The 21,979-nt window shown below is 64.2% G+C and carries 16 protein-coding genes; 13 read left to right on the top strand and 3 right to left on the bottom strand.

The genetic code is table 11. The features are described 5' to 3' along the window. Nucleotides 1–125: 125 nt before the first annotated feature. Nucleotides 126–926 (bottom strand): crotonase/enoyl-CoA hydratase family protein, encoded by an 801-nt coding sequence (locus tag IT775_RS14465; RefSeq protein WP_212701830.1) that lies wholly within the window; start codon nt 924–926, stop codon nt 126–128. Nucleotides 927–1,046: 120 nt separating this feature from the next. On the opposite strand from IT775_RS14465, the gene IT775_RS14460 reads away from it, so the two are divergent. Further along, on the top strand, nt 1,047–1,241 hold the full coding sequence (locus tag IT775_RS14460; RefSeq protein WP_212701829.1) for a SlyX family protein: 195 nt from the start codon (nt 1,047–1,049) through the stop codon (nt 1,239–1,241). Nucleotides 1,242–1,512: 271 nt separating this feature from the next. On the opposite strand, the gene dnaE is transcribed toward IT775_RS14460, so the two are convergent. Next, nucleotides 1,513–5,019, bottom strand: coding sequence for a DNA polymerase III subunit alpha (gene dnaE, locus IT775_RS14455; protein WP_212701828.1), 3,507 nt, complete (start codon nt 5,017–5,019; stop codon nt 1,513–1,515). A gap of 114 nt (nt 5,020–5,133) precedes the next feature. Between dnaE and IT775_RS14450 the strand changes: the two genes are divergently transcribed. The 9 genes from IT775_RS14450 (at nt 5,134) to IT775_RS14410 (ending at nt 15,947) form a co-directional block, all read left to right on the top strand. Beyond that, nucleotides 5,134–5,610 (top strand): SRPBCC family protein, encoded by a 477-nt coding sequence (locus IT775_RS14450; RefSeq protein ID WP_212701827.1) that lies wholly within the window; start codon nt 5,134–5,136, stop codon nt 5,608–5,610. A 178-nt stretch (nt 5,611–5,788) separates the two neighbouring features. Next, on the top strand, nt 5,789–7,183 hold the full coding sequence (xdhA, locus tag IT775_RS14445) for a xanthine dehydrogenase small subunit (protein ID WP_212701826.1): 1,395 nt from the start codon (nt 5,789–5,791) through the stop codon (nt 7,181–7,183). Beyond that, entirely contained in the window at nt 7,180–9,546 is a 2,367-nt protein-coding gene (gene xdhB, locus IT775_RS14440; protein ID WP_212701825.1) for a xanthine dehydrogenase molybdopterin binding subunit, read from the top strand. The genes xdhA and xdhB overlap by 4 nt, the downstream gene beginning before the upstream one ends. Continuing rightward, nucleotides 9,536–10,483 carry a xanthine dehydrogenase accessory protein XdhC gene (xdhC, locus tag IT775_RS14435; RefSeq protein WP_212701824.1) on the top strand — a complete coding sequence of 316 codons (948 nt, stop codon included), beginning with the start codon at nt 9,536–9,538 and terminating at the stop codon, nt 10,481–10,483. The genes xdhB and xdhC overlap by 11 nt, the downstream gene beginning before the upstream one ends. Continuing rightward, nucleotides 10,480–11,997 (top strand): ABC transporter ATP-binding protein, encoded by a 1,518-nt coding sequence (locus IT775_RS14430; protein WP_212701823.1) that lies wholly within the window; start codon nt 10,480–10,482, stop codon nt 11,995–11,997. The genes xdhC and IT775_RS14430 overlap by 4 nt, the downstream gene beginning before the upstream one ends. 36 nt (nt 11,998–12,033) lie before the next feature. Then, nucleotides 12,034–13,113: an ABC transporter permease gene (locus IT775_RS14425; RefSeq protein WP_212701822.1), complete on the top strand. Its 1,080-nt coding sequence runs from the start codon at nt 12,034–12,036 to the stop codon at nt 13,111–13,113. Beyond that, nucleotides 13,113–14,033 (top strand): ABC transporter permease, encoded by a 921-nt coding sequence (locus IT775_RS14420; protein ID WP_212701821.1) that lies wholly within the window; start codon nt 13,113–13,115, stop codon nt 14,031–14,033. Before IT775_RS14425 ends, IT775_RS14420 begins: the two co-directional genes overlap by 1 nt. After that, nucleotides 14,020–14,826: an ion transporter gene (locus tag IT775_RS14415; protein WP_212701820.1), complete on the top strand. Its 807-nt coding sequence runs from the start codon at nt 14,020–14,022 to the stop codon at nt 14,824–14,826. Before IT775_RS14420 ends, IT775_RS14415 begins: the two co-directional genes overlap by 14 nt. Before the next feature lie 47 nt (nt 14,827–14,873). Further along, a complete protein-coding gene (locus IT775_RS14410) occupies nt 14,874–15,947 on the top strand; it encodes a BMP family ABC transporter substrate-binding protein (protein ID WP_212701819.1) in 1,074 nt (357 codons plus the stop codon). Between the two features lie 184 nt (nt 15,948–16,131). Here IT775_RS14410 and IT775_RS14405 read toward each other — a convergent pair whose 3' ends face one another. Continuing rightward, entirely contained in the window at nt 16,132–16,644 is a 513-nt protein-coding gene (locus tag IT775_RS14405) for an acyloxyacyl hydrolase (RefSeq protein ID WP_212701818.1), read from the bottom strand. Between the two features lie 163 nt (nt 16,645–16,807). On the opposite strand from IT775_RS14405, the gene IT775_RS14400 reads away from it, so the two are divergent. The 3 genes from IT775_RS14400 (at nt 16,808) to IT775_RS14390 (ending at nt 21,979) form a co-directional block, all read left to right on the top strand. Then, nucleotides 16,808–18,172, top strand: a complete 1,365-nt coding sequence (locus tag IT775_RS14400) for a DUF1800 domain-containing protein (RefSeq protein ID WP_212701817.1) — start codon at nt 16,808–16,810, stop codon at nt 18,170–18,172. A 3-nt stretch (nt 18,173–18,175) separates the two neighbouring features. Beyond that, nucleotides 18,176–19,345, top strand: coding sequence for a DUF1501 domain-containing protein (locus IT775_RS14395; protein ID WP_212701816.1), 1,170 nt, complete (start codon nt 18,176–18,178; stop codon nt 19,343–19,345). 165 nt (nt 19,346–19,510) lie between these two features. Beyond that, complete coding sequence (locus tag IT775_RS14390; RefSeq protein ID WP_212701815.1) at nt 19,511–21,979, top strand: ATP-binding protein; 2,469 nt, start codon at nt 19,511–19,513, stop codon at nt 21,977–21,979.

The following is a 21,979-nucleotide window of genomic DNA, read 5'->3' as shown; positions in this document are numbered from 1 at the left end:
TCTAGCGGATGCGAGGCTTAGGGGCAAGCAAGCACTGCCTGAAGGCGCGGACAAATCCCGCTTTCTTCTTGGTCAAAATACTCCGGGGGTGAATTGGCCGCAGGCCAAAAGGGGGCAGCGCCCCCTCACTCCTCCCCGAACGCGCCGCCGCGCCCGGCCCCACCGGCGAAACGCGCGGCCCCCGCCTGCCCCTCTTCCAGGAACACCGAGGCCGAGCGCCATTCGCGGCGCAGCGCCGCGCCCAGCTCGGCCCCACTCATCCGTGCCGACAGGTGATCGGCGCGCAGGCAGCGTTGCGGGAACCGCGCCAGATCGGCGGCCAGCGCCAGCGCGGCCTCCAGCGCTTGTCCCTCGGGCACCACCCGGTCGGCCAGCCCGATGCGATGCGCTTCCTCTGCGCTCACCGGGCGGCCGGTCAGGATCATGTCGTTGGCCCGCCCCTGCCCGACGATCCGCGGCAGCCGCACGGTGCCGCCATCGATCAAGGGCACGCCCCAGCGGCGGCAGAACACGCCGAAGGTCGCGCTTTCCGACACCACCCGCATGTCGCACCACGCCGCCAGTTCCAACCCGCCGGCCACGGCAAATCCTTCGACCGCCGCGATCACCGGTTTCGACAGCATCAGCCGGGTCGGGCCCATCGGGCCGGGCCGGGGATCGCGGCGCGCGTCCCAATCGTTCGGAATGTCGATGGCCTGCAACCAGGCCTCGCCCGCGCCGCTGGCGGCGGATTTCAGATCGAAGCCGGAACAGAAATTGCCGCCTTCGCCGGTGAGGATCACCGCCTCGATGGTCGGGTCCCCGTCGACGTCCATGAAGGCGTCGAAAAGCGCCCGCGCTGTTTCTGGATCGACCGCATTGCGCGCCTCGGGGCGGGCGATGGTGATCACCCGCACGCCGTTCGTGTCAGAAATTGTTACCGTCATGTCCGATCCTCCCTGCCCCATGCTGGCCGATGGGGCCCGGGTCAGACAAGAGATTTCACGGGGGATTTCACGCCCCGCCCTACCGTGCTAGTTTGACCCGCTCAGCAAGAAAGGCCCGTCATGCAGGAAATCGAGGAAAAACTGGCGCATCTGATCCGGACGGTGGAGGACCTGTCCGACGTGGTTGCCGCGCAGCAAAAAGATATCGATGTGCTGAACCGCCGGGTGGAAATGCTGATGCGGCGCGAGGCCGAACGCGAAGCCGATGCCGGATCGCATATCTATACCGGTCAGGAACGCCCGCCGCATTACTAGGGGCGCGGGCCGGCAGGGCAGGTTATCCACAGGCCTGCCCGGAGATTTCGGCTGCCGAAAGCCCCTGTGGATAAGTCACGCATACACGATCACCCCAGACTGACAACAAACCATTGACTAAAATCGATTTTCAAATGCTCTCCACAGACTTATCCACAGCCTAAAAGCACTCTCCAAATCTGCAGAAACGCCCTAAAAAAGCGCCTGTCTAGACGAAACGCCCCTCGGGCCTCTGTGGATATTTTCAATTCCGTCGCGAGGCCCCGAAGGATCAGACCTCTTCGACTTCCATCACGCCTTCGAGGCTCTTGATCGCGCCCTTGATCTGCGGGTTCAGCGGGAATTCCTGACCGGCGTCGATTTCCACCTCGCCCGGCAGGTCGTGGTTCATCAGGCAGAAATAGATCGGGCCGCGCCCGGCACCCGGCGCCGATTGCGCCGCGCTGCCCAGGACCGAGGCAACGGTGGGAATGGCGGCCTCGTCCTCGACGAAAATCCGAAGACCCGTCGACCCGGCTTCGGCCACGATCGCATCCATCGGCGCGACCGACCGGCCCATCGGGTCGAACTGGCCCTCGTTGAACCGCGCTTCCAGCGTCATCACCACCTGGTTGGTCTGGTCGAACACCGCCCGCACCCGGTCGAAATCTTCCGGGAACATCACCATGCCGCTGACCTGCCCGGTCGGATCCGAGATGTTCATGCGGAAAAACCGCGTGCCGCGGCCGGATTTGCGTTCCTGCAGCCCCGACACCAGAACCCCGACCCGTTCGATCGCGGCACCGTTTTCTTCGGCCTTCTGCAGCAACTGGTCCAGTGTCAGGATCTTCTTGCGCTTCAGCGCCGGCAGGTAATCGTCCAGCGGGTGGCCGGTCAGGTAGAAACCGATCGCCTTGTGTTCCTCGGCCAGACGTTCGGCGGGCAGCCAATCCTCGGTCCGCTGGATACGCGGTTCGGGCAGGTCGTCGCCCGCTTCGCCGAACAGCGACACCTGCGAAGACGCCCGCTGCTCATGGATCGCCGCCGAATAGGCGACCAGCTGATCCAGTGCCCCGAACACCCGGCGGCGGTTATTGTCGAGCTGATCGAACGCCCCGGCGCGGGCCAGCATTTCCAAAGGCCTTTTGCCGACCTTTTTCAAATCGACCCGGCGAGCGAAATCGAACAGGTTGACGAAAGGCTTGTCGCCGCGTGCGTCGGAAATCTGCTTCACCGCCTCGATCCCGACATTCTTCAGCGCGCCAAGGCCGTAAATCAGCTTGCCATCGACCACATCGAAGGTGGGCAGCGAACGGTTGACGCAGGGCGGCACGATTTCGATCTCCAGCCCCCGCCGCACTTCCTCGGCATAGATCGACAGCTTGTCGGTCAGGTGGATATCGCAGTTCATGACGCCCGCCATGAATTCCGCCGGGTGGTTCGCCTTCAGCCAGCCGGTCTGGTAGCTGACCACCGCATAGGCCGCCGCGTGCGATTTGTTGAAGCCGTAGTTGGCGAATTTTTCCAGCAGGTCGAAGACCTCGTTCGCCTTCTTCTTGTCGACCCCGTTCTCGGCCGCACCGGCTTCGAACTTGGGCCGCTCGGCATCCATCGCTTCCTTGATCTTCTTACCCATCGCCCGGCGCAACAGGTCGGCGCCGCCAAGGCTGTAGCCCGCCATCACCTGGGCAATCTGCATCACCTGTTCCTGGTAAACGATGATGCCTTGGGTTTCTTCAAGGATATGGTCGATCAGCGGATGGACGGATTCGCGTTCTTTCGTCCCGTTCTTCACCTGGCAATAGGTGGGGATGTTTTCCATCGGGCCGGGACGATAGAGCGCCACCAGCGCCACGATATCCTCGATGCAGTTGGGCTTCATCTGACGCAGCGCGTCCATCATGCCCGAGCTTTCCACCTGGAACACCGCAACGGTCTTGGCGCTGGAATAGAGCTTGTAGGTGGCTTCGTCGTCCAGCGGGATATGCCCGATGTCGTCCACCGCGCCCTCGGGCGGATCGTAAAGCTGGGTGCCGTCCGGCCCGATATGCAGGTGCCGCCCGTTCTTCTTGATCAGGTCGACGGCGTTCTGCACCACGGTCAGTGTCTTCAGGCCGAGGAAGTCGAATTTCACCAGCCCGGCCTGTTCCACCCATTTCATGTTGAACTGGGTCGCCGGCATGTCCGAACGCGGGTCCTGATACAGCGGCACCAGCCGGTCCAGGGGCCTATCGCCGATCACCACACCCGCCGCGTGGGTCGAGGCGTTCCTGAGCAACCCTTCGACCTGCATGCCGTAATTCAGCAGCCGGTCGACGACTTCCTCGTTGCGCGCCTCCTCGCGCAGGCGCTCTTCCTGCTTCAGCGCCTCGGCGATCGACAGCGGCTTGACCCCTTCCACCGGGATCAGCTTGGACAACCGGTCGACCTGGCCATAGGGCATCTGCAACACCCGCCCGATATCGCGCACGGCAGCCTTGGACAGCAGCGCACCGAAGGTGATGATCTGCCCCACCTTGTCGCGGCCGTATTTCTGCTGCACGTAGCGGATCGTTTCTTCGCGCCGATCCATGCAGAAGTCGATGTCGAAGTCGGGCATCGACACACGTTCGGGGTTCAGGAAGCGTTCGAACAGCAGCGAATAGCGCAGCGGATCGAGGTCGGTGATGGTCAACGCATAGGCCACCAAGGACCCCGCGCCCGACCCCCGGCCAGGGCCGATCGGGATGCCGTTATCCTTGGACCACTTGATGAAGTCGGCCACGATCAGGAAGTAGCCGGGGAAGCCCATGCCCTCGATGATGCCCAGCTCGAAATCCAGCCGTTCCTGGTATTCCTCGACCGACACCGCATGCGGGATCACCGCCAGCCGCCTCTGCAGGCCCTCATTGGCCTGGCGCCGCAGTTCCACCACCTCGTCATCGGCGAATTTCGGCAGGATCGGGTCGCGCCGATAGGTCGCGAAAGCACAACGCCGCGCAATTTCCACCGTATTTTCAATCGCTTCCGGAAGGTCCGCGAAAAGCGCGATCATTTCTTCCTGCGACTTGAAATAATGCTGCGGCGTCAACCGGCGGCGCGGTTCGGCCTGATCGACATAGGCGCCCTCGGCGATACAGATAAGCGCGTCATGCGCCTCATACATGTCCGCCTTGGGGAAATAGACGTCGTTGGTGGCGACCAGAGGCAGCCCCATGTCATAGGCCATTTCGACGAAGCCGCGTTCGGTCTTCTTCTCATTGAGCGGCAGCCCGTCCTCGCCCGGATGGCGCTGCAGCTCGACATACAGCCGCTGCGGATAGATCGCGGCGAGGCGGCGCATCAGCGCCTCGGCCTTGTCGCGCGCGCCCGCCTGCAAGAACTGGCCCACCGGCCCGTCCGCCCCGCCCGACAGGCAGATGAGGCCACCGGAAAATTCCTCCAGCTCCTCCAGCGTGACCTGAGGTTCCTGCCCGCCCTTATCGACGTAAAGGCAGGACGACAGCCGCATCAGGTTCTCATAGCCTTCCTCGGTCTGCGACAACAGAACCACCGGCGCGGGCGGTTTGGGCTGTTCGCCGGGCGCGGCATGATCGAAGGCCACATCGACCTGGCAACCGACGATCGGCTGGATCCCCGCCCCCTGCGCCGTGACCGAAAATTCCAGCGCCGAGAACAGCGCGTTGGTGTCGGTCACCGCCACGGCAGGCATGCCCGCCGCTTCGCACATGCCCGGCAGTTTCTTCAGGCGCACCGCGCCTTCCAGCAGGGAATATTCGGTATGGGTTCGAAGATGGATGAATCGGGGTTGGCTGCTCATCGGGTCATTCTAAGCCAGAGCGCAGGCGCCGGAAAGCCGCGATATCGCTTGACAGCCCCGGCCGCCGGTGGTCGACAATCGCGGCCTGACGGTCGGCAATCACGGGGATATGCGGTGTTCTTTTCCTTTTCGGAAGAAACGGATCTGGAAATCGACCGGGTGCTGATCGCCTCCCCCGAAGCGGTTTGGCGCTGCTGGAGCGATCCGGCCTTGTTCAAGCAGTGGTTCAGCCCGAAACCGGCCGTGGTTGACGAGGTCCGGCTCGACCTGCAGCCGGGCGGTGAGTTCTTCACCCGGATGCGCAGCCCCAAGGGCAAGGTAGTGGAAAGCACCGGCTGTTTCCTGGCGCTCAGCCCGGGACGGCTGATCGCCTATACCGATACGCTCGGTCCCGGATTTCACCCGCGCGGCAAGGGGTTCCTGACCACCGTCATCATGATGTCGGCCGACCCGGTCGGCACCCGCTATATCGCCCGCGCACTGCACGCCACGCCGGAGCAGAAGAAGAAACACGAAGACATGGGCTTCCAGGACGGCTGGGGCCGGGTGATCACGCAACTGGGCGAACTGGCGCGGCAGATCGACCGCTAGAACCGATGTTTTGCCGGGCATTTGTCGCGCAATCACGCGGCAGAACCTGCTTTTTCTTGCCAAATGATCAAAAACAGGCTTTCCTGATCCCCGAAACAGGGAGCCCGCGCGTTTTCTACGCCGCATCGAAGACGTGCCAAAAGGGTAATTAAACCGGTAAGGCGGCAGGTTTATTCAAATGGATATCACCTTTCTTCTCAATGGAGAGAGCGTGGAGCTGCGCGACGTGCCCGCCACGGCGACGCTGCTCGATTGGTTGCGCGACACGCGCGGGCTGACCGGCACCAAGGAGGGCTGCAACGAAGGCGATTGCGGCGCCTGCACGGTGATGGTGCAGGACGAAGACGGGGCACGGGCGCTCAATGCCTGCATCCTGTTCATGCCGCAGATCAACGGCAAATCGGTCCGCACCGTCGAAGGCATTTCCGGCCCCGATGGCCAGCTGCACCCGGTGCAACAGGCGATGATCGACCAGCACGGCAGCCAATGTGGCTTCTGCACGCCCGGTTTCATCACCTCGATGGCCACCGCGCATATCAACGGCGACAGCGATCACGCCACCGCCCTGGCCGGCAACCTGTGCCGCTGCACCGGCTATGCCCCGATCCTGCGCGCGGCCGAGGCCGCGGGAGAACAACCCGTTCCCGACTGGCTGAGCGATTTCGACCTGGCCGAATTGCCCGCGGCGGCAATGGCCGGTGACCAGCCCCTCACCGGCGCCGCGGTGCGGCCGGAAACCATAATCGAGCTGGCCCGCTGGTATGAGGCCCATCCCGACGCCACGCTGATCGCGGGCGCCACAGATGTGGGGCTCTGGGTCACCAAGCAGTTGCGCGATCTCGGACCGGTCGCCTTCCTGAACCGCTGCCGCGATCTGCAGCGGATCGAGGAAACCGACACCCGCGTCACCCTCGGCGCGGGCGTCACCATCGCGCGGCTGATTCCGCTGATGGACCGGCTGCACCCGTCTTTCGGGGCAATGCTGCGCCGCTATGGCTCGGCGCAGGTGCGTGGCGCGGCCACGATCGGCGGCAATATCGCCAACGGATCGCCCATCGGCGACGGCCCGCCCGCGCTGATCGCGCTCGGCGCGACGCTGCATCTGCGCCGGGGGGGTGACCGGCGCGAAATTCCGCTGGAAAACTTCTTCCTTGATTACGGCAAGCAGGACCGGCACCCGGGGGAATTCGTCGAGGCGGTCAGCTTCGCCAAGGCCCCCGACCGGCTGAAATGCTACAAGCTGTCGAAACGCTTCGATCAGGACATTTCCGCCGTCTGCGGATGCTTCGACATCGCGGTGGAAGACGGCGTCGCGACCGAGGTCCGCATCGCCTTCGGCGGCATGGCGGGCATCCCGAAACGCGCCGCCCACGTGGAGGCCGCGCTGGTCGGCCGGCCCTGGAACGCAGACACGATCAAAGCCGCCGATGACGCCTGGACGCGCGATTTCACCCCGATGTCGGACATGCGGGCCTCGGCCCGCTACCGGCTCGATGCGGCGCGCAACATGCTGACGCGGTACTTCATGGAAAGCCAAGGCCTTGCGACCTCGGTGAAGGAGGTGCGGGCATGAGCGTTTCTTCCCCCCTGCCCCATGACGCAGCCCGGCTGCACGTGACCGGCGCGGCGCGCTACGTCGATGACATCCCCACGCCCCGGGGCACGCTGCACCTGGCCTTCGGGCTGAGCGGGATCGCCAAGGGCCGGATCACAGCGATGGACCTGGATGCGGTGCGCGCCGCGCCGGGCGTGATCGCGGTGCTGACCGCCACTGATCTGCCCTTCGCCAATGACGTGTCGCCCTCGGTCCACGACGAACCGCTGCTGAGCGACGGCCATGTGCATTACCTCGGACAGACGCTCTTTCTTGTGATCGCCGACAGCCACGCGGAGGCGAGACGCGCAGCAAGGCGCGGCAAGGTCAGCTATGAGAAAGACACCCCGATCCTGACAATCGACGAAGCGCTCGCCGCGGACAGCCGCTTCGAAGAAGGCCCGCGCATCTACCAGCGCGGCGACGCCGCGGCGGCGCTTGCCGACGCCCCGCACACGGTCGAGGGCGCACTGGAACTGGGCGCGCAGGAACATTTCTATCTCGAAGGTCAGGCCGCTTTGGCACTGCCGCAGGAAGGCGGCGACATGGTGGTGCACAGTTCCACCCAGCACCCGACCGAGATTCAGCACAAGGTGGCCGAGGCGCTTGGCGTGCCGATGCATTCAGTGCGGGTGGAAACCCGCCGCATGGGCGGCGGCTTCGGCGGCAAGGAAAGCCAGGGCAACGCGCTGGCGGTGGCCTGCGCGGTGGCGGCGCGGTTGACCGGCAAACCGTGCAAGATGCGCTACGACCGCGACGACGACATGGTGATCACCGGCAAGCGGCACGATTTCCGCATAAGCTATCGCGCCGGGTTCGACGATAATGGCCGCGTGCTGGGCGTCGAGTTCCTGCAACTGGCCCGCTGCGGCTGGGCCCAGGACCTGTCGCTGCCGGTCGCCGACCGCGCCATGCTTCATGCCGACAATGCCTACTGGCTGCCCGATATCCGCATCGAAAGCCACCGGCTGAAGACCAACACCCAAAGCGCCACCGCCTTCCGCGGTTTCGGCGGGCCGCAGGGGATGGTCGGGATCGAACGGGTGATGGATCACATCGCGCATGAGCTGGGCCTCGACCCGGTCGAGGTGCGGCGGCGGAATTATTACGATCCACCGGCGGGGGGCTCTGCCCCCTTCGAACCGGTCACTCGAACCGATGGCGTTCCCGGATCGACCCCCCGGGATATTTCCGAACAGAAGAAGGACAATTGCACGCCCTACGGTCAGGTGGTCGAGGATTTCGAGCTGTGGGAGATGACCGAGGCGCTGCTGGCCTCCTCCGATTATGCCGCACGCAAGCGGGCGGTGGCGGAGTGGAATGCGTCGAACCCGGTGATCAAGAAGGGGCTGGCCTTCAGCCCGGTGAAATTTGGCATTTCCTTCACGCTGACCCATCTGAACCAGGCGGGTGCATTGGTGCATGTCTATCAGGACGGGTCGGTCCACCTGAACCATGGCGGAACCGAGATGGGACAGGGATTGTTCCAGAAGGTGGCGCAGGTGGCGGCGACCCGCTTCGGGATCGCGCTGGAAACGGTGAAGATCACCGCCACCGATACCGGCAAGGTGCCCAATACATCGGCCACGGCGGCATCGTCCGGGTCGGACCTGAACGGCATGGCGGTGAAGGCGGCCTGCGATACGATCCGCGGCCGGATGGCGGCGTTCTTGGCCGAACGGTATCAGGCGAAGCCCGAAGATGTGCGGTTTGAGGCGGGCCTCGTCCGGGTCGGCACCGCCGAGATGCGTTTCGCGGAGGCCGCGAAGTTGGCCTATGAAAACCGCGTCAGCCTGTCGGCCACCGGGTTCTACAAGACCCCGAAACTGGCCTGGGACCGGATCAACGGCAACGGCCGGCCGTTTTTCTATTTCGCCTACGGCGCGGCGGTGACCGAGGTGGCGTTGGACACGCTCACGGGCGAAAACCGCATCCTGCGCGCCGATATCCTGCATGACGCGGGCGCCTCGCTGAACCCGGCACTGGACAAGGGCCAGGTCGAGGGCGGCTACGTGCAGGGCGCCGGATGGCTGACATGCGAGGAACTGGTCTGGGACGACACCGGGCGGCTGCGCACGCATGCGCCGTCGACCTACAAGATCCCGGCATTTTCCGATCAGCCGGAAACGTTCAACGTGGCGCTTTGGGACGGGCGGAACCGCGAGGACACGATTTACCGGTCCAAGGCGGTGGGAGAACCGCCCTTGATGCTGGGCATATCGGCCTTCCTGGCGCTGTCCGATGCGGTGGCGTCCTGCGGCACGGTCTATCCCATGCTCGACGCACCGGCGACGCCGGAACGGTTGCTGCAGGCGGTTCAGAGGATTCGCGATGGGGTTTGACCTGGACGGACTGAGGCGGACGGTGGCCGCCCATGGCCGCGTGGCGCGGGTGGTTATCGCCGGTATCAAGGGGTCCTCGCCGCGCGAGGCGGGGGCGGCGATGCTGGTCTGGGACACCGGGCAATCCGGCACCATCGGCGGCGGGGCGCTGGAATTCCAGGCGACGGAAGCGGCGCGCGCGGCCCTGCAGGGGGGCGGCGACCGGCTGAGCAGCCATGCGCTTGGCCCGGATTTGGGCCAATGCTGCGGCGGCCGCGTGATGCTGTGGCGCGAAATCTTCGACGCCGACCGGCTGTCGCGGTTGGAAAACCGGTCGGTCATTGCCCGGCCCACCGACGGGTCGGACATGCCGCTGGCGGTCAAGCGACTGCTGGCGCAAGCGCGCGGCGAAGGCATCATGCCGGTGCCGGGCCTTGTGCAGGGCTGGATGGTGGAACCGGTGCAGGCGCCCGCGCTGCCGGTCTGGATCTGGGGCGCCGGCCATGTCGGGCGGGCGCTGGTGTCGGTACTGGCCCCGCTGCCCGATGTCGACATCACCTGGATCGACACCGCCGCCGAACGGTTTCCGGAAGATGTGCCGGAACGGGTAACGGTATTGCCCGCCGCCCGGCCCGAAACGCTGATGGCCCATGCGCCGCGCGATGCGCATCACCTGATCCTGACATATTCCCATGCGCTCGACCTGACGTTGTGCCATGCTGCGCTGAACCGCGGCTTTGCCAGCGCCGGGCTGATCGGATCGGCAACGAAATGGGCGCGGTTCCGCAAACGTCTGGGGGAACTCGGGCATTCCGCCCAATCGGTAGGCAGTATCACCTGCCCGATTGGCGACCCGACGTTGGGGAAACATCCGCAGGCCATTGCCGTCGGCGTGGCCGGCAGGCTACTAGGAACCAAGGCGGGGTACACCGTCCAACAAGGGGACAGAACGGCGTGACGGGGACGCTTTTATCGATAAACGGGCTGACCAAGGCCTATCCGGGCGTTGTCGCCAATGACAACGTATCCTTCGAGATCGGCGAAGGCGAGGTGCACGCCCTGCTGGGTGAAAACGGCGCCGGCAAATCGACGCTGGTCAAGATGATCTACGGGCTGGTCAAACCCGACCGCGGCACGATGCAGTTGCGTGGCGATGCCTATGCGCCGGCCGAACCGAGCGCCGCGCGCGCGGCAGGGGTGGCCATGGTGTTCCAGCATTTTTCGCTATTCGAAGCGCTGAACGTGGCCGAGAACGTCGCGCTTGGCATGGAAAACCCGCCCGGGATGCGCGACCTTGCCGCGCGGATCCGGGAGGTGTCGGAAATGTACGGGCTGCCGCTGGACCCGGACCGCATCGTCGGCGATCTGTCCGCGGGCGAACGCCAACGGGTCGAGATCATCCGCTGCCTGCTGCAGGACCCCAAGCTGCTGATCATGGACGAACCGACCAGCGTCCTGACCCCGCAGGAGGTCGATATCCTGTTCGAAACCCTGCGCAAGCTGTCGGCCGAAGGCACCGCGATCCTGTACATCAGCCACAAGCTGGAAGAAATCCGAACGCTTTGCGACAACGCAACCATCCTGCGGCTGGGACAGGTGGTGGGCGACTGCGTCCCACGCGACACCACGGCGCGCGACATGGCCGAAATGATGGTCGGGTCGAGCCTGCTCGTCCCCGAGCGCGCCGGCGGCACGGTCGGTCCGGTTCTGCTGAAGATCAATGACCTGTCGGTCGCCTCGCCCTCGGCCTTCGGCACCTCGCTGAAGAATATCAGCCTGGAAGTGCGCGCAGGCGAAATTCTGGGCCTTGGCGGCGTTGCCGGCAACGGACAGGACGAATTGCTGGCCGCGCTGTCGGGCGAAATCCCGACCGCGCCCGGCGCGGTCGAACTGGACGGCAAACCGATCGGCGGGCTGGGCCCGGTGGCGCGGCGGCGGCTGGGATTGCTGACCGCGCCCGAGGAACGGCTGGGCCATGCCGCCGCCCCCGACATGAGTCTGATCGAGAACGCGCTGCTGACCGGGTCGGTGCGCGAAGGGCTGGAAAACCGCGGTTTCCTGAAATGGGGCAAGGCGAAAAGCTTCGCCGAGGCGATCATCGAACGGTTCGACGTGCGTACGCCGGGGCCCGACAATGCCGCCCGGTCACTGTCGGGCGGCAACCTGCAGAAATTCGTCATCGGCCGCGAAGTGATGCAGCGCCCCGAGGTGTTGGTGGTGAACCAGCCGACCTGGGGCGTCGATGCCGCGGCGGCGGCGGCGATCCGGCAGGCCTTGCTGGACCTGGCCGCGGGCGGTGCCGCGGTGGTGGTGATCAGCCAGGACCTCGACGAACTGATGGAAATCTCGGACCATTTCGGCGCTCTGAACGAAGGCCGCCTGTCGGACATCCGGCTGGCCAAGGATCTGAGCGTGGACGAGATCGGGCTGATGATGGGCGGGGCCCACGGGATGGAGGTCGCGCATGTTTGACCTCTTGCACCGAATGAAAGACGAAAGGGCAATGGCGTGCTGAAGCTTGAAAAACGGCCCCAGCCGTCGCAATTCTGGACCTATCTGACCCCGCTGCTGGCGGTGGCACTGACGATGATCGCGGGCGGCGTCCTGTTTGCCTTTCTCGGCAAGGATCCGATCGTCGCGATCCGGACAATTTTCTGGGATCCGCTGTTTTCCGAATTCGCCTTCTATTACCGGCCGCAACTTCTGGTCAAAGGCGCGCCGCTGGTGCTGATCGCCATCGGTCTGAGCCTTGGTTTCAGGGCCGGGATCTGGAATATCGGTGCCGAGGGTCAATATATCATCGGCGCCATCACCGGTGCCGGTGTGGGTCTGGCCTTCTACCCGATGGAAGCGTGGTACATCTTCCCGCTGATGGTGATCGCGGGGGCGCTTGGCGGCTGGGCCTGGTCGATGATCCCGGCGCTGTTGAAGGTCAAATTCGGCACCAATGAAATCCTCGTGTCGCTGATGCTTGTCTATGTGGCCGAGCAATTGCTGGCGTCGATGTCGCTGGGATTGCTGAAAAATCCCGAAGGGTTTGGCTTTCCCGGATCGCGCAACCTGAACGACTATGCCAGCGCCAACAGCTGGATTCACCAGAACGCGGGCATGCATTGGGGCGTGGTCGCGGCCTTCATCGCGGTGATCTTCGCCTATGTGCTGCTGAACCGGCACATGCTGGGATTCCAGATCCGGCTGACCGGCGAGGCGCCGCGCGCGGCCCGTTTCGCCGGGGTGAACCCGAACCGTCTGATCCTGATCTGCCTTGGCACCTCGGGCGCGCTGGCCGGGCTGGCGGGGCTGTTCGAAGTCGCCGGTCCCTCAGGCCAGATCAGCATCGATTTCAACGCCGGCTACGGTTTCACCGCGATCATCGTGGCCTTCCTGGGCCGGCTGAACCCGATCGGCATCCTGCTGGCGGGCGCGCTGATGGCGCTAACCTATATCGGCGGCGATATCGCCCAGTCCAAGCTGGGCCTGCCGGCGGCGGCGATCCAGCTGTTCCAGGGGATGCTGCTGTTCTTCCTGCTGGCGGTGGACATGCTGACCAATTTCCGCATCCGGCTCGGCCAGAAAGAGGTGGCGTGATGGACCTGTCTTCGATCAATCCGATCCTGCTTCTGGCCTCGCTCATCGTGGCCGCGACCCCGCTGCTGCTGGCCGCCATCGGCGAACTGGTGGTGGAAAAGGCGGGCGTGCTAAACCTCGGCGTGGAGGGGATGATGATCACCGGCGCGATCTGCGGTTTCGCCATCGCGGTCAATACCGGGTCGCCCGTTGTGGGGCTGATCGCGGCGGCGGGGGGCGGCGCCGTGCTGTCGCTGCTGTTCGCCCTGCTGACACAGTTCGCGATGGCCAACCAGGTGGCCTCGGGCCTGTCGCTGACGCTGTTCGGCCTTGGCCTGTCGGCGCTGATCGGTCAGGACTACCAAGGGGTCAAGCCGCCGGCCTTTCCCAAGGGCGACATCCCGATCTTGTCCGACATCCCGGTGCTGGGTCCGATCCTGTTCAGCCAGGATTTCGTGGTCTACATGGCGTTCTTCCTGACGCTGGGGGTTTGGGCGATGCTGAAATACAGCCGCGCCGGGCTGATCCTGCGGGCGGTGGGCGAAAACCACGACGCGGCGCATGCGCTTGGCTACAAGGTGGTGCGTATCCGGGTGCTGGCGATCCTGTTCGGTGGCGCCTGCGCCGGTCTGGGTGGCGCCTACATCAGCCTGATCCGGGTGCCGCAATGGACCGAAGGAATGACCGCCGGGATCGGCTGGATCGCGCTGGCGCTGGTGGTCTTCGCAAGCTGGAAGCCGTGGCGCGTGTTGCTGGGCGCCTGCCTGTTCGGCGGGGTCAGCGTTTTGCAGCTGAACCTGCAGGCGGCGGGCGTTGCCATCCCGGTGGAATACCTGGCGATGTCGCCCTACCTGATCACCATCCTGGTGCTGGTGATCATGTCGGCGGACCGGTCGCGCGCTCCGGCGTCGCTCGGGAAAGGATTCCATGCTGGGTCTTAAGGCACATGACAGCGCCACCCGGCGGCGGATACGCGATATCCTCGACGGGCAGGACAAGGCCTTCGGCCACCGCGTGGCCGTGGCGCTGCATACGCTGATCGTGATGACGGCGCTGGCCTTTGCCGCCTCGACCATGCCGGACCTGCCGGATCATGCGCGGATCATCCTGCTCTGGTTCGAACGCACCGCCGTCACGATCTTCATGGTCGAATACCTGCTGCGGATTTTCGCGGCGGAACGCCCGTTCCGCTATATCCTGTCCTTCTGGGGCATCATCGACCTGCTGGCCTGGATGCCCAGCCTGTTCATGACCGTAGGCGGCACCGCCGCGATCCGGCTGCTGCGGCTGATGCAGATGGTGCGGATTCTCAAGATCATCCGCTACAGCCGCGCCCTGCGGCGCCTCGCCCGGGCCTTCAACAGCGTCCGGGCGGAATTGGCGCTGTTCTATGTCATCGCGCTTTTCCTCGTCTATATCAGCGCTGTTGGCATCTATTTCTTTGAACACGACACCCAACCCGAGGCGTTCAGCTCCGTCCCGGCCAGCCTGTGGTGGGCGATCGTCACCCTGACCACGGTGGGCTACGGCGACGCCATCCCGGTGACGATCGGCGGCAAGCTGTTCACCTCGCTCATCCTGTTCATGGGGATGGGGGTGTTCGCGGTGCCGGCCGGTGTCATCACCTCGGCCCTTGTCGGGCGCGACATCGAAGAAATCGAGGAAAGCCTGGAAAAAATGGAAAGCAGCGATGAAAAGGCGCGCAAGAAGAAGATGCCGATTTCGAAAAGCTGATCACGATTTGAAAAGAAACAACTGAGTTTGACAAAGGAGAATCCAACATGAAAAGAAGAACACTGCTTGCAAGCGCGGCCATGGCGATGGGCCTGGCCACTGCCGGTATCGCGGAAGACAAGACCAAGGTCGGTTTCGTCTTTGTCGGTCCGGTGGGCGATGGCGGCTGGACCTATGAACACAACCAAGGCCGCCTTGCCGTGGAAGAACATTTCGGCGACAAGGTCGAAACCGTGTTCGTCGAAAGCGTGCCCGAAGGCCCCGATGCCGAACGCGTGATGACCCAGATGGCGCTGGAAGGCGCCGACCTGATTTTCACCACCTCGTTTGGTTACATGGACCAGACCATCAACGTGGCGAAGAAATTCCCCAACGTGAAATTCGAACACGCCACCGGTTACAAGACCGCGCCGAACGTGTCGGTCTATTCGGCCCGTTTCTATGAAGGTCGCGCCGTGCAGGGCACCATTGCAGGCCGCATGACCAAGTCGAACACCATCGGCTACATCGCCTCCTTCCCGATCCCCGAAGTGATCCGCGGCATTAACTCGGCCTATATCCACGCCAAGAAGGTGAACCCGGACGTCCAGTTCAAGATCATCTGGGCCTACACCTGGTTCGATCCGGCGAAAGAAGCCGACGCGGCCAAGGCGCTGATCGAACAGGGCGCCGACGTGATCCTGCAACACACCGATTCGACCGCACCGCAGGCCGCCGCGCAGGCCGCCGGCAACGTGATCACCTTCGGCCAGGCATCCGACATGGCCGAATACGCTCCGTCGCCGCGCGTTTCCTCGATCATCGACAACTGGGCGCCCTATTACATCGAGCGCACCCAGGCGGTGATGGACGGCAGCTGGGAAACCGTGAACACCTGGAACGGCATCGGAAAGGGCATGGTCAAGATCGGCGAGATTTCCTCGGCAGTGCCGGACGATGTGAAGGCCGAGGCGCTGGCGCTGAAGGAAGCGCTCAGCAGCGGCGAATACGCCCCGTTCACCGGCCCGCTGAACAAGCAGGACGGCAGCGTTTGGCTGGCCGAAGGCGAAACCGCCGATGACGGCACCCTCGCCGGCATGAACTTCTTCGTCGAAGGCATCGAAGGCACGATCCCGCAATAAGCGCTTCGGCCCTTTGGTTTCGGAAAGCCCCGCCCGCAGGCGGGGCTTTTCTGTTTCGGGATGCAACGCATAAAGCCGATGCCGCGCAGCCTCATGCCCATGTTTGGATCAGTCCGGCAGGGTCGCCGGACACGATGCGGGCGATCACAGCTTCGATTGAACGGACTGTCCCGAAAGCAGGGCGCTATCGCAGCGGGATGCTGACCCGCAACTGCACCGTTTCCAGCCCCGGATTGACGGCCTTGATATCGGCGTTCGAGCGGTGATCGTAGCTCAGCCCGATGCGCAGCCTGTTGCGGGTCTCGTAACCGATCTCGGCGCCGGAACGGAATTCGACCGGGTAGCCGAGGTCGGGGCCGCTGCCCTGGGCGTAAAGCCCCGGCATCAGATGCAGCTGAACATAGCCGCGTTCGCGCGCGAAATGTCCGGTCCAAACGGCGCCGAAACCGACCCAGGCGTCGCCGCCATCGGTGACCGAGGCACCGAAGGCGGGCTGGAACGGGCCATAAGCGGTCTTCATGTCGTAGCGGAGATAAAGCTCCTGCCCGATACTATCGTTCTGGAACTGCACATCGCCGCCGGAAACCGCGATCCGCGCAGGCAGCGGGTTTTGCGCCAGGCAACCGTCGTCACAATGGTTCATCTTCATATCCCCCAGCCCGGCCAGCAGGAATAGAACAGCAAAAGTCCCGTCCATCGATGCGCTCCTTTTCGATCCCCCTAGGGGTAGATCAGGGAAATCTGAATGTCACCCGCGCAAACGGCCCGATTTGTGCATGTCGCATGCGAAACCGGAATTTTGGCGCGGGGCGTTGTGTAAAAAGCGCACTTCCCGCGCCGAGACAAATGGGAAACCGTTTATGAAGGACATCGCCAGTTTCATCGCCCTGAACCGTTTCGGGCTGGGCGCCGCGCCGGGAGATGCCGGCCGGATGGCCGGCAATCCGCGCGGTTGGCTCAGGTCGCAAATCAAGCGGCGCCCGCCCCTGCCCCGCGCGCTGGCGCGGTTCCGCGATTCCGACAGCATCATGACCGAGATCCACCGCGCCAGGCGCACCGGCCCGAAAGCGCTGGAAACCACGCTCGACGCGGCCTATCGCAGGTATTCCACCCCCGAAATCGCTACCCGGACACAGGTGATGATCGGGTCGAACACGCCCTTCGTCGAACGGATGGTGATGTTCTGGTCAAACCATTTCAGCGTCTCAAGCAGCAACCGGATCGTCGGCCCGGCGATCCCCGCCTATGAACGCGAAGCGATCCGGCCGCACGTATTCGGCAGGTTTTCCGACATGCTCAAGGCGGTCTGTAGTCATTCGTGCATGATCAGCTATCTTGGCAACACCGGATCGATAGGGCCGCAATCGCGTGCCGGCCGGCAAGGAGACCGCGCGGCGCAGGACCAGTCGCCGCTGAACGAAACCCTGGCCCGCACCATCCTGGAACGGCACACGCTGGGGTCCGAAGCAGGCTTTACCGCTCAGGATGTGACCGGGTTGGCACAGGCGCTCAGCGGCTGGAGCCATGGCGGCCTGCGCCCCGATGGCGACACCCGCTCGGTGCATGGCCGGTTCGAGTTCAAGCATGATTTCCATCAGCCCGGACCGAAGCAGGTGCTGGGCAGGACCTATGCCGAAAACGGTCTGCAGGAAGGTGTCGCGCTCCTCGACATGCTGGCCCACCATCCCGCCACCGCGCGCACCATCGCGACCAAACTGGTGCGCCATTTCGTACATGACGATCCGCCCTCGGGTGCGGTCGACAGGATCGCCGCGGTGTTCCAGAGGACCGAGGGCGACCTTGCCGCCGTCGCCGCCGCGCTGATCGATCTGGAAGAAGTATGGGAAAACGCCATTCCCAAAGTGAAGACCCATTATGAACTGGTGATCGCCACCTTTCGCGCCACCGGCCGAACCCGCCCCCGCGCGCAGGAAGTCATGGAACCGCTGCACCTGTTCGGGCAGGTCCCGTTCACCGCGCCCAGCCCGGCAGGATGGAGCGACCGCAGCGCGGACTGGATTGGCCCCGAGGCCCTGATGCAGCGCATCGAATGGCTGCGCGGTCTCGCCTCGGGCCTGCCCGCGACGCTTTATCCCGAAACCGTGCTGCGCAACACCATCGGCCCGGTGGCGCAGCAGGCGACCCGCGATTGGATCGATCAGGCGCCCTCGGGCGACAGGGCGATCGCCATGATCCTTGCCAGTCCCGAATTCCAACGGAGGTAATCGATGTTCGACCGACGTTTCTTTCTCAAAGGGTCCGGCGCCGGCATGATGACGGCCATTGCCGCCGGACGCGGTGCCACTGCCGCGCCCCGCATCGAAAGCAGGCTGATCATGATCCTGTTGCGTGGCGGGCTCGACGGGTTGCACGCCCTGCCGCCCTATGCCGACAGCGAATACCGCAGACTGCGCCCCACGCTGGCGCTGACGATGGCCGACAAGGTGGTGGATCTGGACGGCTATTTCGGCATGCATCCGGCGCTGAAACCGCTTAGGCCGCTGTACAGCGAGGGCGAGCTTCTGTTCATGCCTGCCGCCGCGCGCCACTATCGCGACCAGTCGCACAGCGAAGCCCAGAACATGCTGGAAAACGGCAGCGGCAAACCCTATGGCGCGCGCGACGGATGGTTGAACCGCGCCATCCTCGGGTTGCAACCGGGGCAGCGGAAACTGGCCCTGTCGCTCGGCCCGTCGATCCCGCTGATCCTTCGGGGCGAAGCGCCGGTCCAGAGCTGGGACGAAAGCGAACCGGCATCACTGGACGAAGATTTCCTGTTCCAGATCGGGCAGATGTACCGCAGCGACCCGCTGTTTCTGGACGCGCTGCAGACCGGCGCCCCCGATGCGGCGGCGCTGATCGATCCGAAAACCCGGCCCGACACGGAAAATTTCACAGATGCCGCCACGGTGACCGCGGAACAACTGTCGCGCAATGACGGGCCGCGCATCGCGGTGATGGAAATGCAGGGCTGGGATACCCATTTCGATCAGGCCCGGCGGCTGAACCTGCTGTTGGGGCAGCTGGCCGAGGGCATCATCACGCTGAAGCAAGGTCTGGGCCAACGGATCTGGCGCCGCACCGCGGTGGTGGTGGTGTCCGAATTCGGCCGCACCGCAGAGGAAAACGATCGCCAGGGCACTGATCACGGCAGTGGCGGGCTTGCCATCATGGCGGGCGGTGCCGTGCGCGGCGGACGGATCGTCGGCCACTGGCCCGGCCTGAACGAAACCTCGCTGCTCGACGAACGCGCCGCGCGCTCGCAAAACGCGTATGAAAGCATGTTCAAGGCAGTTCTGATCGACCATCTCGATCTGGAACGCCATTTCGTCGAGGACAAGGTATTCCCCAACAGCAGCGGTGTTCTGCCCCACAAGGGATTGCTTCATTTCAGCTGACACCGGCCAAGCAGGTAAACGGCCCTTCAAGCGCCACGGCCCGGCCGCAACCCATGCGGGAAGATCAAGAGAATCTTTGCATGCACAGCGGAACTGATTTAGCTAAAAATGCGTTGGTACCTACCGCACGGCTGCACATCGTGAGGCGGTTGAAAAAGGCAGCAGATGCAAAAAAACAGTTTACTGAGTTATCTTCCGTCTCTTGTAGCCATCATCGCCGTCGGACTTCTGGCCTCCGTTTTCGAACATCAATCCCGCGTCCAGGCCCAACACGACGTCAAGTCACAGGTGGTCGACAGGGCCGACACCCTGCGGGCGCGGCTGCAAAGCCAGATTGATGGCGGCATTCATCTGAGCCGCGGGCTGGCTTCGATCCTGAGCCGCACCCAGGACATCACCCAGGCCGAATTCAGCCGCATCGTTTCGGAAATATTCACTGACCTGCCCGAGGTCGTGAATATCGCCTGGGCGCCCGATATGGTGATCACTCGGGTGCACCCGGTCAAAGGCAATGAACAGGCGATCGGGCTGGATTTTCGGACGGTGCCGGACCAGTTCGACGCGGTGGTGAAGGCGCGCGACACCGGACAGATCGTGCTGGTCGGTCCGGTCGATCTTGTCCAGGGCGGCAAAGGATTCATTTTCCGGGTTCCGGTCTATGCCTCCGGCGAAGATACCGTGCGTTTCAAGGGGCTGTTGTCGCTGGTCTTCGACATGAATGCTTTCCTCGCGAAATCCGGCATGAGCGATCCCGGGATCGGGATCGAGGTGGCGATGGCGGTCGATCATGGCAGGTTCGGCCCGGTGGACATGATCCATGGCCCGCTTGACCTGGCGACGGACACGTCCATCGTGGAACAGGTTCTGGTTCCCGGCGGCAACTGGACGCTCTTTGCCCGCCCCGCCGGCGGATGGAAGGCGGCGCAGCGCCCGCCGCTTACCGATCTCTTGCTGTTGATCGTCGTCTGCCTGCTGATCCTCGTTCCGATGGTGACGGCGAATGCGCTGGCAGTATCCAGGAAGGCGACGATCCAGAAGATGGATACCACCGCCCGCCACCTGAAGGGCGTGATGGAAAACGTCCCCGGCGCCTATATCACGTATAAAATGTTCCCGGACGGCAGCCAGATCATCGACTTCATCTCGGACAGGTGCATCGAGATTTGGGGGCTCGACAGGGACACGGTGATGAAGGAACAGACGACGATCTGGGACACCATCAACCGCGACGACCTGCCCGGGTTGCAGGCGGAAATAGATCGCGCGGCCAAGACGTTGACGCCTTGGCATTTCAAATGGCGGATCACCACCCCGGCGGGCGAAGAGAAATGGCTCGAAGGCCGCGGCAGCCTGACCGCCCAGCCCGACGGCACCATGCGACGCGACAGTTTCGTCGTCGACATCACCGAGCAGCACAAGCGCGACGAGGAATTCGAACGGCAGGCCGAACTGGTGCGCCAGGCGCAAAAGCAGGAAAGCATCGGCCTCATGACCGGTGGCGTGGCGCATGACTTCAACAACCTGCTGGCCGTGGTGCGTGGCAGCCTGGAACTGCTGCGCGACGATCTCGAGGACGAAGACGTCGAAGACGACGACCGGCTGAGCCTCGTCGCCACCGCGATCCAGGCCGCGGACCGGGGTTCCGACCTGACCAAGAGCATGCTGAGCTTCGCCCGCCGGGCGCGGCTCAATCCCGAGGTTGTCGACCTCAACGAAGTCGTGCAGGAAACCAAGGCCTGGGCCGGGCGGACGCTGCCGGCGACGATTGATGTCCGGGTCGACCTGGCCATGCTGTTGCCGCGGATCTGGGTCGATCGCGGATCGACCGCCTCGGCGCTTCTGAACCTGATCGTGAACGCCCGCGACGCGTTGCCCAAGGGCGGCCAACTGACGATCTCCACGGCGCTTGAAAAGCTGGATGCCCAGGCCCTGAAACGGCACGGCGACGACATCGATCCCGGCGCCTACGTGGTTCTGACCATCTCCGACAGCGGGGAAGGGATTTCCAAGGCCAATATGGACCGCATTTTCGAACCGTTCTTTTCGACCAAGCATCCTGGCAAGGGATCGGGGCTTGGCCTGTCGATGGTTCAGGGCTTCGTCAAGCAATCGGGCGGCACCATCCGGGTCACGTCGGAACCGGGAAAGGGCACGACGTTCAAGTTGTACTTCAAGGCACTGGACGGGAAAAAAGCCACGTCGGGCCGGGCGGACGGATCGCGCGTTTCCGGTCCGGTTCCAGGGCTACGGATCCTGCTTGCCGAAGACGATGAAGGCGTGCGCACCATCCTGACCGCGACGCTGGAGCGGCTGAACCACAAGGTCGCGGCCGCGCGCAACGGCGACACGGCGCTGGAGTTGTTCGGGAAAGACCCCGGTTTCGATCTGCTGATCACCGATATCGTGATGCCCGGCGACTTGCAGGGCACCGACCTGGCGCGGGAAATCCGCCAGATAGACAAGACCCTGCCGGTGATTTTCCTGTCCGGCTATGCCCGCGATGCCGATGCGATCGGAGGCGAAGTGGACCCCATGGAAATCCGCCTGATGAAGCCTGTCCGCCGCAAGGTGCTGGCCGAAGCGATCGAGCGCGCGCTGGCGGCGCGGAAGGCCCGGTGGGGCAGCGTGTCCTGA

Origin of the sequence: Thalassovita aquimarina (assembly GCF_018219815.1) — a bacterium.
GTDB lineage: Bacteria > Pseudomonadota > Alphaproteobacteria > Rhodobacterales > Rhodobacteraceae > Thalassobius > Thalassobius aquimarinus.
Note: the sequence above shows the minus strand (reverse complement) of the source record. Positions and strands in the feature narration are given on the sequence as shown.

Coding starts and splice junctions, on each gene's coding strand:
- IT775_RS14415 (WP_212701820.1), top strand. CDS start 14,020: ATGCTGGGTCTTAAGGCACATGACAGCGCCACCCGGCGGCGGATACGC.
- IT775_RS14390 (WP_212701815.1), top strand. CDS start 19,511: ATGCAAAAAAACAGTTTACTGAGTTATCTTCCGTCTCTTGTAGCCATC.
- IT775_RS14405 (WP_212701818.1), bottom strand. CDS start 16,644: ATGGACGGGACTTTTGCTGTTCTATTCCTGCTGGCCGGGCTGGGGGAT.
- IT775_RS14400 (WP_212701817.1), top strand. CDS start 16,808: ATGAAGGACATCGCCAGTTTCATCGCCCTGAACCGTTTCGGGCTGGGC.
- xdhA (WP_212701826.1), top strand. CDS start 5,789: ATGGATATCACCTTTCTTCTCAATGGAGAGAGCGTGGAGCTGCGCGAC.
- IT775_RS14410 (WP_212701819.1), top strand. CDS start 14,874: ATGAAAAGAAGAACACTGCTTGCAAGCGCGGCCATGGCGATGGGCCTG.
- xdhB (WP_212701825.1), top strand. CDS start 7,180: ATGAGCGTTTCTTCCCCCCTGCCCCATGACGCAGCCCGGCTGCACGTG.
- IT775_RS14420 (WP_212701821.1), top strand. CDS start 13,113: ATGGACCTGTCTTCGATCAATCCGATCCTGCTTCTGGCCTCGCTCATC.
- IT775_RS14460 (WP_212701829.1), top strand. CDS start 1,047: ATGCAGGAAATCGAGGAAAAACTGGCGCATCTGATCCGGACGGTGGAG.
- IT775_RS14395 (WP_212701816.1), top strand. CDS start 18,176: ATGTTCGACCGACGTTTCTTTCTCAAAGGGTCCGGCGCCGGCATGATG.
- IT775_RS14465 (WP_212701830.1), bottom strand. CDS start 926: ATGACGGTAACAATTTCTGACACGAACGGCGTGCGGGTGATCACCATC.
- dnaE (WP_212701828.1), bottom strand. CDS start 5,019: ATGAGCAGCCAACCCCGATTCATCCATCTTCGAACCCATACCGAATAT.
- xdhC (WP_212701824.1), top strand. CDS start 9,536: ATGGGGTTTGACCTGGACGGACTGAGGCGGACGGTGGCCGCCCATGGC.